The organism is Burkholderia cepacia (assembly GCF_001039005.1).
GTDB lineage: Bacteria > Pseudomonadota > Gammaproteobacteria > Burkholderiales > Burkholderiaceae > Burkholderia > Burkholderia theae.
Genome location: NZ_LDWR01000017.1, coordinates 90,005 through 104,933, shown reverse-complemented (window position 1 = coordinate 104,933; position 14,929 = coordinate 90,005). Strand labels below are relative to the sequence as shown.

General features: G+C 68.4%; 12 protein-coding genes. 8 read left to right on the top strand and 4 right to left on the bottom strand.

Going from position 1 to position 14,929, the window contains the following annotated elements; genetic code table 11:
• The first annotated feature begins 8 nt into the window (after window positions 1–8).
• The 3 genes from VL15_RS10535 to polX all read left to right on the top strand — a co-directional run bounded on the left by VL15_RS10535 (window position 9) and on the right by polX (window position 4,111).
• Window positions 9–1,415: an undecaprenyl-phosphate glucose phosphotransferase gene (locus tag VL15_RS10535; protein ID WP_048245510.1), complete on the top strand. Its 1,407-nt coding sequence runs from the start codon at window positions 9–11 to the stop codon at window positions 1,413–1,415.
• A 390-nt stretch (window positions 1,416–1,805) separates the two neighbouring features.
• The gene (locus VL15_RS10530) at window positions 1,806–2,198 is read left to right on the top strand and encodes a TraR/DksA family transcriptional regulator (protein WP_048245423.1); all 393 of its coding nucleotides are present in this window, start codon (window positions 1,806–1,808) and stop codon (window positions 2,196–2,198) included.
• Between the two features lie 149 nt (window positions 2,199–2,347).
• Window positions 2,348–4,111 (top strand): DNA polymerase/3'-5' exonuclease PolX, encoded by a 1,764-nt coding sequence (polX, locus tag VL15_RS10525; protein ID WP_048245422.1) that lies wholly within the window; start codon window positions 2,348–2,350, stop codon window positions 4,109–4,111.
• Window positions 4,112–4,150: 39 nt separating this feature from the next.
• Here the strand turns inward: polX and ald are convergent, their stop codons facing one another.
• On the bottom strand, window positions 4,151–5,266 hold the full coding sequence (gene ald, locus VL15_RS10520; RefSeq protein WP_048245421.1) for an alanine dehydrogenase: 1,116 nt from the start codon (window positions 5,264–5,266) through the stop codon (window positions 4,151–4,153).
• A gap of 316 nt (window positions 5,267–5,582) precedes the next feature.
• Between ald and VL15_RS10515 the strand changes: the two genes are divergently transcribed.
• The gene (locus VL15_RS10515) at window positions 5,583–5,999 is read left to right on the top strand and encodes a DUF3995 domain-containing protein (RefSeq protein WP_048245420.1); all 417 of its coding nucleotides are present in this window, start codon (window positions 5,583–5,585) and stop codon (window positions 5,997–5,999) included.
• Between the two features lie 12 nt (window positions 6,000–6,011).
• On the opposite strand, the gene VL15_RS10510 is transcribed toward VL15_RS10515, so the two are convergent.
• Window positions 6,012–6,596, bottom strand: a complete 585-nt coding sequence (locus tag VL15_RS10510) for an RNA 2'-phosphotransferase (RefSeq protein ID WP_048245419.1) — start codon at window positions 6,594–6,596, stop codon at window positions 6,012–6,014.
• 565 nt (window positions 6,597–7,161) lie between these two features.
• Between VL15_RS10510 and VL15_RS10505 the strand changes: the two genes are divergently transcribed.
• From VL15_RS10505 to VL15_RS10490, 4 genes are all read left to right on the top strand, one after another.
• Window positions 7,162–7,902 (top strand): gluconate 2-dehydrogenase subunit 3 family protein, encoded by a 741-nt coding sequence (locus VL15_RS10505; protein WP_048245418.1) that lies wholly within the window; start codon window positions 7,162–7,164, stop codon window positions 7,900–7,902.
• Entirely contained in the window at window positions 7,902–9,680 is a 1,779-nt protein-coding gene (locus tag VL15_RS10500; protein WP_048245417.1) for a GMC family oxidoreductase, read from the top strand. Before VL15_RS10505 ends, VL15_RS10500 begins: the two co-directional genes overlap by 1 nt.
• The gene (locus tag VL15_RS10495) at window positions 9,677–11,101 is read left to right on the top strand and encodes a c-type cytochrome (protein WP_048245416.1); all 1,425 of its coding nucleotides are present in this window, start codon (window positions 9,677–9,679) and stop codon (window positions 11,099–11,101) included. The genes VL15_RS10500 and VL15_RS10495 overlap by 4 nt, the downstream gene beginning before the upstream one ends.
• Window positions 11,102–11,309: 208 nt before the next feature.
• The gene (locus VL15_RS10490; protein WP_048245415.1) at window positions 11,310–13,025 is read left to right on the top strand and encodes a cation:proton antiporter; all 1,716 of its coding nucleotides are present in this window, start codon (window positions 11,310–11,312) and stop codon (window positions 13,023–13,025) included.
• A gap of 65 nt (window positions 13,026–13,090) precedes the next feature.
• Here VL15_RS10490 and VL15_RS10485 read toward each other — a convergent pair whose 3' ends face one another.
• Both VL15_RS10485 and VL15_RS10480 read right to left on the bottom strand, forming a co-directional pair.
• The gene (locus VL15_RS10485) at window positions 13,091–13,855 is read right to left on the bottom strand and encodes an SDR family oxidoreductase (protein ID WP_048245414.1); all 765 of its coding nucleotides are present in this window, start codon (window positions 13,853–13,855) and stop codon (window positions 13,091–13,093) included.
• A 19-nt stretch (window positions 13,856–13,874) separates the two neighbouring features.
• The gene (locus tag VL15_RS10480) at window positions 13,875–14,870 is read right to left on the bottom strand and encodes an arabinose ABC transporter substrate-binding protein (protein WP_048245413.1); all 996 of its coding nucleotides are present in this window, start codon (window positions 14,868–14,870) and stop codon (window positions 13,875–13,877) included.
• Between the last annotated feature and the right edge of the window lie 59 nt (window positions 14,871–14,929).

Here is a 14,929-nt window from a genome sequence, read left to right as displayed (position 1 = left end):
TGCAGTCGATGTCCGGTGGAACGAATGCGATGCGGCGTGCCGCGATCGCGGCGGCCGACGTCGTGCTCGTGCTGGCCGGCGCGCTTGCGGCGCAGGCGGCGTCGGGCCTTGCCTGGCGCGAGCTGTCCGACGCGCAGCGCGGCGCGATTGCGCTGCTGTGCGTGCTGACCGCGGCGCTGCTGCCGCGCTACCTGCACACCGTGCGCGGCGGCATGGCGGCGCAGGGTGGCGTGCACGCGCTGACGCGGACGATGGTTGCCGTCGTCTGCGCGAGCGTGCTCACGGTGGCCGGCACGGCGTGGGTCATGAACCGCGGCGGCACGGTCACGACCCGTTGGATCGTGTGCACGGTGCTGGCCGGCGACGCGGCGCTGCTGCTCGGCCGCGCCGTGCTGCTGGCACTCGTGCTGACGCGTGACGACCCGCGCGCGCGGCAGCGCCGCGTCGCCGTCGTCGGCGCAACGGCGTACGGGCGCGTGGCGATCGAGCGGATGCAGCTTGCGCCGAATGGCCCTTTCGTGGCGGCGTGCGTATTCGACGACGACGTGCAGGCCACCGCGGGCGGCATCGGCGGCGTGCCCGTGATCGACGACTGGAACACCTTGCGCGACCTGATTCGCGGCGGCGAGATCGACGAGGTGTGGCTCACGCTGCCGATGTCGCACGCGCGGCGGATCCAGCGCATCGTGCGCGAGTTGCGCGACGAATTCGTCGAGCTGCGGCTATTGCCCGACGTGCGGCAGATGGCGGTCATCGATCGCTCGGCGACCGACGTGCTCGGCATGCCGGCGATCAATCTCGCGACCACGCCGCGCTCCGCGCCGGAGCTGTGGGCGAAGTTCGCGTTCGACCGGCTGTTCGCGTTCGGCGTGTTGGTTCCGTTGTTGCCGCTGCTGTCGATGCTGGCGATCGCGGTCAAGCTGTCGTCGCCGGGGCCCGTGCTGTTCAGGCAGCGCCGCAAGGGCGTCGACGGCCGCGAGTTCAATATCCTGAAGTTCAGGACGATGCGCGTGCATCGCGCGCAGCCGGGCGTCGTGCGGCAGGCATCGCGCAACGATTCGCGGATCACCTCCGTCGGCGCGTTCCTGCGGCGCACGTCGCTCGACGAGCTGCCGCAGTTCTTCAACGTGCTGTTCGGGCAGATGTCGGTCGTCGGCCCGCGCCCGCACGCGATCGAGCACGATGACTTCTATCGGCAGCTGATCGACAGCTACATGTACCGCTACCGCGTGCGGCCCGGCATCACCGGATGGGCGCAGGTGAACGGCTATCGCGGCGAGACGCGCAAGGTCGAGGCGATGGAAGCGCGCGTGAAGTTCGATCTCTTCTACATGCAGAACTGGAGCTTCTGGTTCGACATGAAGATCATCCTGTTGACTGTCGTGCGCGGCTTCACCGGGCGGAATGCTTTCTGAGGATCACGAATCATCGGGGGAGCGGTACGTCGTGTTAAAAGCCGCCAACGAACGGGTTGGCGGCGGTTCGAGTGTATCTAAGGAAGCAGGCAGCAACGCAGCGAATTGCTGCACTGCGGCTGCGCCGCCGGGCCGCTCGGCGCACGTCGAGCGTGGCGATTTCGCGTCCGTCCCCAGTTTCCGCGAGCGTGTCGCGCGCGTCGCCGGCCCGGTGATTCCCGTCAACACACGCGTGTTCAATGGGTTTATCCTGCATCGAATGCGTTCGGCGCTTCATGTGTCCGGGCGCGCATCCGGGCGCGGCGGCGCCGGTCTTGCCATGCCCGCCGCACACCGGCGCGACACCGCGCGCCGCATTTCCGCGCGGAATCTGGAACAGGAGAGACGGCCATGTCGCTCGACCAACAACAACGGCGGACGCTGCAACAGCGCTTGAACGAAAGCGAACAGACGTTGCGTGCGGAAATCCGTACGAGCGAGGACCAGCGCGCGGCGGAATCCTATGCGGACCTTGCCGGCGCGGCGCCGGACGAGGGCGACGAAGCGAACGCGGACCTGTTCGTCGACGTCGACCATGCACTGATCGGCATGAAGCTGACCGAGTTGCGCGCCGTCGGCCGCGCCCAGCAGCGGATGCGCGACGGCAGCTACGGCGAATGCATCGACTGCGATGCGCAGGTCGCCTACGCGCGCCTGCTCGCGCGTCCGACCGCCGAACGCTGCACGCATTGCCAGTCGATCTACGAACGACGGTACGCCACGACGCCACGCGCATCGCTCTGACGTCGCGGCCGCCTGCGCGCTGCACCCGCCGCGCGGCCGGCGCACGATGACGAACGGGCGCCCGGCGGCGTCGACATGCGGCGCCGGGCGGGCAGACGCCGTCGCGCACGCGCACGGCGTCATCCACGTGGAAGGGAGCCACGCCGATCATGCCGATCCGCAATGCCGAGTGCGCGGCCGTGTTCGCCGAGATCGCCGACATGCTCGAGATCCAGGGCGCCAACCCGTTCCGCGTGCGTGCGTACCGCAATGCCGCGCGTACGATCGCCGACTACGGGCGCGATATTCCGGCGATGGTCGCGAACGGCGACGATCTCGGGAAGATTCCGTCGATCGGGCCCGACCTCGCGTCGAAGCTGCGCGAGATTGCCGCGACCGGCACCTGCGAACTGCAGCAAACGCTGCGCCATGCGCTGCCCGGCGCGATCGTCGAACTGCTCGAGGTGCCGGGGCTCGGCGCGAAGCGCGTGAAAGCGCTGCATGACGCGCTGCATGTCGATTCGCTCGAGCAGCTTCGCGCCGAAGCGAAGAGCGGGCACGTGCGCGAGCTGCCGGGCTTCGGCGCGAAAACCGAAGCGCACCTGCTCGACGCGATCGACGAGCGCTTGCGCGATCCGCAACGTTTCCTGCTGCCGGATGCCGCGCACGCGCTGATGCCGTTGCTCGAACGGCTGCGCGCGGTCGAAGGCGTCGGCAAGGCCGTGCCGGCCGGCAGTTTTCGCCGTCGCCGCGAGACGGTCGGCGATCTCGACATCCTCGTTACCTCACGCGATCCGGTCGCCGTAGCCGACGCATTCGTCGGCTACGGCGACGTGGCGCGCGTGCTCGCACACGGCAAGACGCGTTCGAGCGTCGTGCTCGTCAACGGGTTGCAGGTCGACCTGCGCGTCGTCGATGCCGATGCGTTCGGCGCGGCGCTCGTCTACTTCACGGGATCGAAGGCGCACAACATCACGCTGCGCAGGATCGCGCAGGCCGGCGGGCTGAAGATCAACGAATACGGCGTGTTTCGCGGCGACGAACGGATTGCCGGCGCGACGGAGGCATCGGTCTACGAAGCAATCGGGCTGCACGAGGTACCACCCGAACTGCGCGAGGATCGCGGCGAGATCGACGCGTCGCGCGCCGGCACGCTGCCGGCGCTGGTCGAGCGCAAGCACGTCCGCGGCGACCTGCATGCGCATACCGACGCATCGGCCGGCCGCGACAGCCTGCACGCGATGGCCGATGCGGCGCGCGCACGCGGGTTCGCGTATCTGGCCGTCACCGACCGGACGCCGCATGCCGCCGGCGGTCGCAACGCGTTCGAATGGCTCGCGCGGCAACTCGACGAGATCGATCGCGTCAATGCGTCGTTCGACGATTTCGTGCTGCTCAAGGGCGTGGAGGCCGGCATTCGCGAGGACGGCAGCCTCGACGTGCCCGATGAGATGCTCGGCCGGCTCGATCTCGTGGTCGGTGCGGTACGCAACGGCTTCGACCTGTCGCGCGACGCGCAGACCGAGCGCATGTTGCGCGCGATGGACCATCCGCATTTCACGATTCTCGCGCACCCGACCGGCCGCGTGCTCGGCGAGCGCGACGCATGCGAACTCGACCTGCCGCGTGTGATCGCGCAGGCCGCGGCGCGTGGCTGCTTCGTCGAACTCGATGCGCAGCCGCGGCGGCTCGACCTGCCTGACATCTGGTGCCGCGAGGCCGCGAAGGCCGGTGTGCCGGTGGCGATCGGTTCGGACGCGTGCAGCGCGGATGAACTCGACAATCTCGCGTACGGGGTCGATCAGGCCCGGCGCGGCTGGCTTACGCGGCAGGACGTGCTGAACACGCGCACGCTCGCGCAACTGCGGCCGCTGCTGGCACGCACGATGGGGGCGGGCGGCGCGTCGAAGCGCAGCCGCTCGAAGGGCGCGTGAAGGCGGCCGGCAGCGCGTGCCGCCAGCCGTGCGTTCAGGTCAGGCCAGCACGCCGGCCGCCGGGACATAAGGCAGGCCGAGCGCCTGCGCGACCGCTTCGTACGTGATGTGTCCGTCGCAGACGTTCAGGCCCGCGCGCAGATGCGGATCGTCGGTCATCGCCTGCTTCCAGCCCTTGTCGGCGAGCGCGAGCGCATGCCCGAGCGTCGCGTTGTTCAGCGCGAAGGTCGACGTACGCGCGACCGCGCCGGGCATGTTCGCGACGCAGTAGTGCACGACGCCGTCGACGACGAAGGTCGGGTCCGCGTGCGTCGTCGCGTGCGATGTCTCGAAGCATCCGCCCTGGTCGATCGCGACGTCGACGACGACGGCCCCCGTGTGCATCGTCGCGATCATGTCGCGCGTGACGAGCCGCGGCGCCGACGCGCCCGGCACGAGCACGGCGCCGATCACGACGTCGGCATCGCGCACGGCTTCGTCGATCGTGTGCGCATTCGAGCAGACGGTCGTGATCCGGTTCGCGAAGACCAGGTCTAGCTGGCGTAACCGGTTGACGTTGGTGTCGAGCACGGTGACGCGCGCGCCGAGACCGACCGCCATCTGCAGCGCGCCGGTGCCCACCACGCCCGCGCCGAGCACGACGATATGCGCGGCCGGCACGCCGGGCACGCCGGCCATCAGCAGGCCGCGGCCGCCGCGCGGGCTTTCGAGATGGGTCGCCGCGACCTGGATCGACATGCGTCCGGCCACCTCGCTCATCGGCGCAAGCAGCGGCAGTCCGCCGCCGGGGCCCGTCACGGTTTCGTATGCGATGCAGACGGCGCCGGACTTCACGAGCGCGGCCGCCTGATCGGGATCGGGCGCGAGATGCAGGTACGTGTAGAGGATCTGGCCGCGCCGCAGCATCGCGCATTCGGCCGGCTGCGGCTCCTTGACCTTGACGATCATGTCGGCGCGCGCGAAGACTTCGTCGGCCCCGTCGCACAGCGACGCGCCCGCGGCCGTGTAGTCGTTGTCGAGCAGGCCGATCGCAGTACCCGCGCCGCGCTGCACGAGCACGGTATGGCCGTGCCGCGTGAGTTCGTGTGCGCTGGCCGGCGTGAGGCCGACGCGGTATTCGTGGTTCTTGATCTCCTTCGGCACACCGATCAGCATGAGTCACCTCCATGGCCTTCGTTATCGTTGTCGTGCATCCGCGCGGCGGCGATGCACGTGCGGCCGCTGGCGCAGGGGCATGCGGGCCGCAGTACTGGAATAACAGCGTAGTAGTGCGCGGAGGGAAGTCAAGCGGCCGGCCGGCGTGACGATGCACGCGCACTGCATCGCAACATGCGCAGTCGCGGGTTGCGACCGGACGTCGCAATGCACGCGTTGCCAGGTTTCGGTATCGTCATGCGTGTCGCGGGCCGGGCCGCGTGCCGGAACCGTTCCGGCAGAACAACGACACATCGAGACGAGGACATTTACCGACATGACCGGTGCGTATTTCAGCGTGCCGACGCTTTGCGCGATTGCGCTCGTTCACGTCTACTGGGCGTTCGGCGGGCGGCTGGGCAAGCGTGCGGCCATTCCGGAACAGGACGGCGAGCCGCTGCTGCGGCCGACCGCCGTCGGCACGCTCGCCGTCGCGGCGGCGCTGCTGGCCGGCGCGTGCATGGTCGCCACGCGAGCCGGCTGGTTCGGGCGGAACCCGTATCCCGGCACGATCGCATTCGCGGTCGTTGCGCTCGCATTGATCTTCGCGGTGCGGGCCGTCGGCGATTTCCGCTACGTCGGTTTCTTCAAGCGGATTCGCGGGTCGCGTTTCGCGCGGATGGACACGCTGTACTACTCGCCGCTTTGCGCGGCCCTCGCGCTGTCCATCGCGTCGATGTTCTGGCCGTGGTGAGCGGCGTGCGGCTCAGCACGCAGGCGGATCGATCGGTGTGAGGAATTCGGCCGGCACGGCGTCGGTCAGCCATACGCCGTTTTCGGCGACGAAGAACGTGTGGCCTTGCCGCTGCATGCGCAGCGCATCGATCTCGAGAATCACGGGGACGCCGTAGCGCGTACCGACGGCCAGTGCCGTCCCGATGTCCGGCGACAGATGCACGTGATGTCGGGCGCCTGGTTTCAGCCCTTGCGCACGAATCGAATCCAGAAAGCGTGTCGCGGTGCCGTGATAGAGGCGCTCGGGCGGTTGCGCGGCCGGATACCGGCGCTGCACGGCGGATGTCGAATGGCCTTGTACCGCGCGGATGCGTCGACCGTCGTCGGAGAGGGCGAAGCGCTGCTTGTCGCTGGTCGCGCAGACGGTTTCAATCGTCGTGCGATCGAGGCTGCGCCCGTCGCGGGCGGCGCCGGCGATCAGCTCGCCGATGTCGGCCCAGCCTTCCGGGTCGAGTTGCAGGCCGATCGTCTGCGGCGCGTGGCGCAGCAGGTAGCTAAGGTATTTGCTGATACTGGTCGCGTCGGGCGCCAGCGGATTGTTGTTCTGTGTATTCATGAGACGCGGAGGCTACCAGACCGCGCTGCAAACCGGCACCGGCGCGTTGCGCCAGCGTCGCTGGAAAGAGACAGTCACCGGCTCGGCACGACTCGGAACAATCGCCTGCCCGGCGGGCGGATCGGCCTGTAATCGCGCCGTCCTTGCGTATTCCACATCCCGGATTTTTCAATTGTTGCAATTTTCGATGCATTGAATTGCATTGAACTGTCTAATAATGGAACCGGTTCCATTTATAATTCGCGCCACGCGTCGCCGGACCCGAAAGAGGGTCGTGCACGTTGCGCTTGCCGTCGGCAAACGTGGCGTCTAAGTTGAATCAGGGTCATGGCGATGGCGGGCAGATGCGGGCCGATGGCTGGTATTTGTCCGACGATAAGGCCCGCGTAGAGGTCGATCCGCGCAGCGCCCCCGGAACCCGGCGCGCACGCGGCTGCATCGAGGTTGTTCGCAGCATCCGAAAGAACAGGACGGCCGGCCGCGTGCGGCATGGCTGCCGTGCCGGACACGCAGCACACGGAATGCGTGCGTCCGGCCCCCGATCCCCAACGATCAACATCCGACCATGTCCACGCCATCTGACAAACCCAACTCGCGCCGCCGTTTCCTGCGCACGTCGGTCGCGCTCGTGCCGATCGCGTCGGTTGCCGGCTGCGACCTGCGCTCGTCGTCGCAGTCCGCGACGACGGCCGGCAGCGCGCCCGCCGCATCGGCCGGCGCCGAACGCGCCCCGTACAAGCCGACCTTCTTCGATGCGAAGGAATGGGCGTTCGTCCAGGCCGCCGTCGACCGGCTGATCCCGGCCGACGCCGAAGGCCCCGGCGCGCTCGAATCGGGCGTGCCCGAATTCATCGACCGCCAGATGGAGACGCCGTATGCGCAGGGCGCGACGTGGTACATGCAGGGGCCGTTCCAGCAGGGCGTGCCCGAGCTCGGCTACCAGCTGAAGCTCGTGCCGCGCGACATCTACCGGCTCGGCATCGCGGCCGTCAACCGCTATTGCGAGAAGGCCCACGGCAAGGCGTTCGCGGAGCTCGACGCGCCGACGCGCGACACGGTGCTCGGCGCGCTGGAGAAGGGCGGCGCGCAGATCGACGACGTGCCGCCCGAGGTGTTCTTCGGGCAGCTGCTGCAGAACACGCGCGAAGGCTACTTCTGCGATCCGGTGCATGGCGGCAATCACGACATGGCCGCGTGGAAGATGATCGGTTTTCCGGGTGCGCGCGCGGACTTCATGGATTTCGTCAACCAGAACGGCAAGGCCTATCCGTATGGCCCCGTCTCGATCAACGGGGAGCGCAGCTGATGGCCGCAGATAAAAAACCGCATGTCGATGCGGTGATCGTCGGCTTCGGCTGGACCGGCGCGATTCTCGCGAAGGAACTGACCGAAGCGGGCTTGAAGGTCGTCGCGCTCGAGCGCGGTGAATATCGCGACACCTATCCAGACGGCGCGTATCCGAACACGATCGACGAGCTGACCTACAACATCCGCAAGAAGCTGTTTCTCGACCTGTCGAAGACAACCGTGTCGATTCGCCATGGCGTGCAGGACACCGCGTTGCCGTACCGGCAGCTCGCCGCGTTCCTGCCGGGCGAGGGCGTGGGTGGCGCGGGGCTGCACTGGTCGGGTGTGCATTTCCGGATCACGCCGGAAGAGCTGCGCCTGCGCAGCCACTACGAAGAGCGCTACGGCAAGAAGTTCATCCCCGCGGGGATGACGATCCAGGACACGGGCGTCAGCTACGACGAGCTCGAGCCGCATTTCGATTTTGCCGAGAAGGTGTTCGGCACGTCGGGGCAGGCGTACAAGGTCGGCGGCAAGGTGGTCGGCGACGGCAACGTGTTCGAGGCGAACCGCAGCGACAATTTCCCGTTGCCCGCGCAGCTCAATACGTATTCGGCGCAGCGTTTCTTCGATGCGGCCCGGTCGCTCGGGCTGCACCCGTACCGGCTGCCGTCGGCGAACACGTCGGGCCCGTACACGAACCCGTACGGCGTGCAGATGGGTCCGTGCAACTTCTGCGGCTACTGCAGCGGCTACGCGTGCTACATGTACTCGAAGGCGTCGCCGAACCTGAACATCCTGCCCGCGCTGAAGCAGGCACCGAACTTCGAGTTGCGCTCGAAGTGCCACGTGCTGCGCGTCGACCTCGACGACACGAAGAAGCGCGCGACGGGCGTGACGTACGTCGACCCGGCCGGGCGTGAAGTGCACCAGCCGGCCGATCTCGTGATCGTGGCCGCGTTCCAGTATCACAACGTGCACCTGCTGCTGTTGTCGGGGATCGGCAAGCCGTACGACCCGATCTCGGGCGAAGGCGTGGTCGGCCGCAATTTTGCGTACCAGAACCTGTCGACGATCAAGGCGTTCTTCGACAAGGATACCTACACGAATCCGTTCATCGGCGCGGGCGGCAACGGCGTCGCGGTGGACGACTTCAACGCGGACAACTTCGACCACGGCCCGCTGGGCTTCGTCGGCGGCTCGCCGCTGTGGGTGAACCAGGCCGGCGTGAAGCCGGTCAGCGGCATCGCGACGCCGGCCGGCACGCCGCAGTGGGGCTCGGCGTGGAAGAAATCCGTGAAGGACTACTACGCGCACACGATCTCGATGGACGCGCACGGCTCGAACATGTCGTACCGCGATGTGTATCTCGACCTCGATCCGACCTATCGCGATTCGTACGGCCAGCCGTTGTTGCGGATGACCTTCGACTGGAAGGACAACGACATCAGGATGGCGCAGTACGTGACCGGGCAGATGAAGAAGATCGCGGAGGCGATGGGGCCGAAGTCGATCGGCGTATCGACGCGCGAGTTCGGCAAGCACTTCGATTCGCGTGCGTACCAGACGACCCACCTCGTCGGCGGCGCGGTGATGGGCACCGACCCGAAGACGAGCGTGCTGAACCGTTACCTGCAGTGCTGGGATGTGCACAACGTGTTCGTGATGGGCGCCTCGGCGCTGCCGCAAGGCATCGGCTACAACCCGACCGGGATCATCGCGGCGCTGGCCTACTGGTCGGCACGCGCGATCCGCGAGCAATACCTGAAAAATCCCGCCCCGCTGGTGACCGCATGAAGAGGACGATGAACCACGACGCCGCGCGTCGCCTTTCGCCGGTGCGACGCGTACTGGCGGCCGGTGCGGCCTGCGCCGCGTTCGGTCTCGCGGGCACGGCGGCTTTCGCCCAGCCGGCGGCTGCGCCCGCGGCGGCTTCCGGCCCGGCGGCCGCACCCGTGACCCAATCCGCCGATGCGAACCTCGTCAAGCGCGGCGAATACCTCGCGCGCGCGGGCGACTGCATCGCGTGCCACACCGCGAGCGGCGGCAAGCCGTTCGCGGGCGGGCTGAAGTTCGACACGCCGATCGGCGGCATCTATTCGACGAACATCACGCCGGACCCGAAAACGGGCCTGGGCGGCTGGACGGTCGAGGACTTCACCCGCGCGGTGCGCGAGGGCGTGCGCAAGAACGGCGACACGATGTATCCGGCCATGCCGTTCCCGTCCTATGCGCGCCTCACCGACGACGACATGAAGGCGCTGTACGCGTACTTCATGCACGGCGTCGCGCCGGTCGAGCACGAGAACCGCGCGGTCGACATCGTGTGGCCGCTGTCGATGCGCTGGCCGCTCGGCATCTGGCGCACGATGTTCGCACCGTCGCCGAAGCCGTTCGACGCGGCGCCGTATACCGACCCGGTGGTCGCGCGCGGCGCGTATCTTGTGCAGGGCCTCGGCCACTGCGGCGCGTGTCACACGCCGCGCGCGCCGACGATGCAGGAGCGCGGGCTGACCGACGCGGACGGCCCGGACTTCCTGGCCGGCGGCGCGGCGATCGACGGCTGGGTGCCGACGAGCCTGCGTGGCGAGCCGCGCACGGGGCTCGGCACGTGGACGGAAACCGAGATCGTGCAGTTCCTGAAGACGGGTCGCACGCTGCGCACGGCTGCGTTCGGCGGAATGACGGACGTGGTCGGCCACAGCATGCAGCACATGACCGACGACGACCTGAACGCGATCGCGCGTTATCTGAAGACGCTGCCGCCGCGTGTGCAGGGCGAGCCTCCGCACGTGTACGATGCGGCCGCCGCGAAGGCGCTGCAGACCGGCGACGCGAGCAAGCCGGGTGCGGCCGTCTATCGCGACAACTGCATGGCCTGCCACCGCAGCGACGGCCACGGCTACACGCGCGTGTTCCCGGCGCTGGCCGGCAACCCGGTCGTGCAGGGCAACGATCCGACGTCGCTGATCCACGTCGTGCTGGAAGGCAGCGCGCTGCAGGGCACGCGCACCGCGCCGTCGACCTTCACGATGCCGCCGCTCGGCTGGCGCCTGTCGGACCAGGAAGTCGCGGACGTGTCGAACTTCGTGCGCACGAGCTGGGGCAACACGGGCGTGCAGGTGACGGCCGCGCAGGTCGCGAAGGTGCGCAAGAGCGTCCCGTCGACCCGGCCCGAACCGCCGCCGGGCGCGCGGTTCCCGCAAGCGTCGCGCTGACGGGAGCGGCGGGGCGCCAGCCCCGCCTGTCCGGGCCGTTTCAACGTGCCGGCGCGCTCGCGCGGCGCCTTGCGTTTCGCCGGGGTTGCACCCCGCCAAGGCGCGCCGCCGCGTGAAATTTTCGCGGCGGCGCGCCATTGTTCCGCCTCATCCCTTATCCTTCCATTCTTGAACCTTACTAAATAGTTACAAGAACTTGGGAGGGGGGATGCCTCATGACGTCAGCCTGATTGCGTTGCTCGCGGCCGGTTTCGGTCTCGCGATGATCTTCGGTTACTTCGCGTCGCTGCTGAAAATGCCGCCGCTCGTCGGCTATCTGCTCGCCGGGATCGTGATCGGTCCCGGCACGCCCGGTTTCGTCGGCGATCTTTCGCTCGCACAGCAGCTCGCCGAGGTCGGCGTGATGCTGCTGATGTTCGGCGTCGGCCTGCATTTCTCGCTCGGCGATCTGCTCGCGGTGCGCAAGATCGCGCTGCCGGGCGCCGTCGTGCAGATTACCGTCGCGACGCTGCTCGGCGGCGGGCTCGCGCTCACGTGGGGCTGGAGCGTCGGTGCGGCGCTCGTGTTCGGGCTCGCGCTGTCGGTCGCGAGCACGGTCGTGCTGCTGCGCGCGCTCGAAGGGCGCGGGCTCGTCGAAACGGTGAACGGACGCATCGCGGTCGGCTGGCTCGTCGTCGAGGATCTCGTGATGGTGCTCGTGCTGGTGCTGCTGCCGCCCGTCGCGGGGCTGCTCGGCGGCACGCCGCCCGGCGACGTGCATGCGGCCGGCGGCAGCATCTGGGGCACGCTCGGCGTCACGATGCTGAAGGTCGCGGCATTCATCGCGCTGATGCTCGTGGTCGGCAAGCGCGTATTTCCGCGCATTTTGTGGCTCGTCGCGCGCACGGGCTCGCGCGAGCTGTTCACGCTGTGCATGATCGCGGCCGCGGTCGGCATCGCGTTCGGCGCGGCGAAGCTGTTCGACGTGTCGTTCGCGCTCGGTGCGTTCTTCGCCGGGATGATGATGCGCGAGTCGGAATTCAGCCGGCGCGCGGCCGACGAGACGCTGCCGCTGCGCGACGCGTTCTCGGTGCTGTTCTTCATTTCGGTCGGGATGCTGTTCGACCCGAAGGTGCTGCTCGACGAGCCGCTGCACGTGATCGAGGTCGCGGCGATCGTGCTGGTCGGCAAGACGCTCGCGGCGGTCGCGCTCGTGATCGCGTTCCGCTATCCGCTGAACACCGCGCTGACGGTCGGTGCCGGCCTCGCGCAGATCGGAGAATTCTCGTTCATCCTCGCGGGGCTCGGCCGTGCGCTCGGGCTGCTGTCGGCCGAGGGGCAGAGCCTGATTCTCGCGGTCGCGCTGATCTCGATCGCGATGAATACGCTGCTGTTCGCGATGATTGATCCGGCGCTCGCATGGATCCGCAAGCATTCGGCGTTCGCGCGCAGGCTCGAGGCGCGCGACGATCCGCTCGCCGCGCTGCCGATGTCGACGCCGCAGACACACCTCACCGGGCAGGTCGTGATCGTCGGCTATGGCAAGGTCGGCACGCGGATCGCACATGAACTGGACGCGCGCGGGATCGCGTATGTCGTCGTCGAGCAGAACCGCGAGCTCGTCGAGAAGCTACGCGCGGACGGTATCGCGGCCGTGTCGGGCGACGCGATCGAGCCGATCGTGCTCGTGCAGGCGCATATCGCGCGTGCAGGGATGCTGGTCGTCACGCTGCCCGACGTGTTCGACGTGCGGCAGATCGTCGAGATCTCGCGCACGCTCAACCCGACGCTCGAGGTCGTGCTGTGCACGAACAGCGGCGACGAGGCCGCGCTGCTGTCGAGCGAGGGTATCGGCACCGTGTTCATGGGCGAGACCGAACTCGCGCGCGGGATGACCGAGCACGTGCTCGGCAGGATGGTGAAGCCGGTCGCGGCTGCGCATTGAGACGGCGCGCGGCACCGCGCCGCGCACCGGGCCGCGCGGCGGCCAGGCGGCCGCCCGCGCTGCAGTCAGTAGAACGTCTCGAGCGTCAGTTCCTGCGCCATCACACGATTGCCGGCCAGCAGGCCGCCGTCGACGGGCAACGCGACGCCGGTGATGATCCGCGCGGCCGGCGAGCACAGGAACAGCGCGGCCTGCGCGACGTCGTCGGGCGTCGCGAAATCGTCGAGCGGATACCACTTCCTCAATTGCTCGAACACCTGCGGGTTGCGCTGCACGCGCGCTTCCCACGCGGGCGTCTTCACCGTGCCCGGCAGCACGATGTTCGCGCGCACGCCGTCGCGGCCGTATTCGATCGCGAGCGATTTCGTGTAGCTGATCAGCCCGGCCTTCGCGGCGCTGTACACCGGATGCCCGAGCGCGTGCACGCCGTTCACCGAACCGATGATCGCGATCGCGCCGCGCCGGCGCGCACGCATGCCGGACAGCACGGCCTCGACGCTCACGTAGGTGGCCGTCAGGTTCGCATCGAGATCGGTGCGCCAGCTGGCGGGCGTCGTATCGCGCAGCGTGGTCGACGCGGCCGTGCCCGCGTTCGCGACCAGCACGTCGACTTCCGGATGCGATTCGAGCATCGAATGCAGCCGCGCCGCGTCGGTCAGGTCGTCGACGATCGGTGTCGCGTGCGCGTCGGCGAGCGTTTCGATGAAGCGGTCGAGCGCCGCGCGGTCGCGATCGAGCGCGAGCACGCGGTCGCCGGCCGCGAGGAAGGTGCGGCACAGCGCCTGGCCGATGCCGCCGGCGGCGCCCGTCACGAGGGTGGTACGTGTCATGTCGGCTCCTGGTGCAGTCTCACAGACCGAGCGCGGCGCGCGCCTGCTTTTCGTTGTCGCGCGTGATCAGCGTGCCGGACGTCAGCACGAGCGGCGGCGGTGCCTGGTTCTTCGTGATCCAGTCGACCATATTGATGCTTGTCTGGTAGCCGTGCTGGCGCGGATTCAGCAGGATGGAACCGTAGAAGCCCGTCGGCTTCGGCTTCGCGAACTCGTTGAGCGCGACCTGGCTGCCGTTGATGCCGACCGCGACCATCGCGTCCGCGCCGATGCCGCGCCCCTCGGCGGCGCGTACCGCGCCGACCGTCGTGTCGTCGTTCGAGCCGAACGCCACCCAGCGCTTGAAGTTCGCATGTTTGGTGAGCGCGATGTTCGCCGCATTGAACGCGCCTTCGGTGTCGGCCGTCATCTCGGGCGCGTCGATCACGTTCGCGGCCGGAAAGCCGGCGGCCTTGAGCGCGTCGACCGCGCCGGTCGTGCGCTCGCGCGCGGTCGGCAACTGGTCGTAAGCGAGCCGGATGATGCCGACCTCGGCCGGATTCCAGCCGCGCCGCTTCGTCTCGTCCGCGATGGCCTGGCCGACCTGCTGGCCGATCTTGTAGGCGGAGATGCCCATGTGCGGCACACCCTGCAGCGGCGCGCCGTGGCCGTCGACGAGTTGGTCGTCGACCGACATCAGCTTGATCCCCGCGCGTTTCGCTTTTGCCGCGATGCCGGGGCCGAGCTTCACGTCGGGCGCGCAGATGATCACGCCCTGCGCCTTCTGCGCGGCGAGGCTGTCGAGCGCGGTCGATACCTTTTCGCCGCTCGGCGTCGCGATCTTGATCAGCGTGAAGTGCTTTTCCTTCGCCGCCTGCTCGGCGAAGCGCCATTCGTCCTGGAACCACGGATCGTCCGGCTGTTTGACGAGGAAGCCGATTTTCACGTCGGTGGCATCGGCGGCGCGGGCCGGCGCACCGCCGAACAGCGTGATGCTCGCGGTGGCCAGCACGAGCGTTTTCCAGTGGAATCGCATGCGTCTCACTCCATTGTTGTAGTCGGGCGCGCGGGCAAGGACGCCCGCGGCGCGAAAAA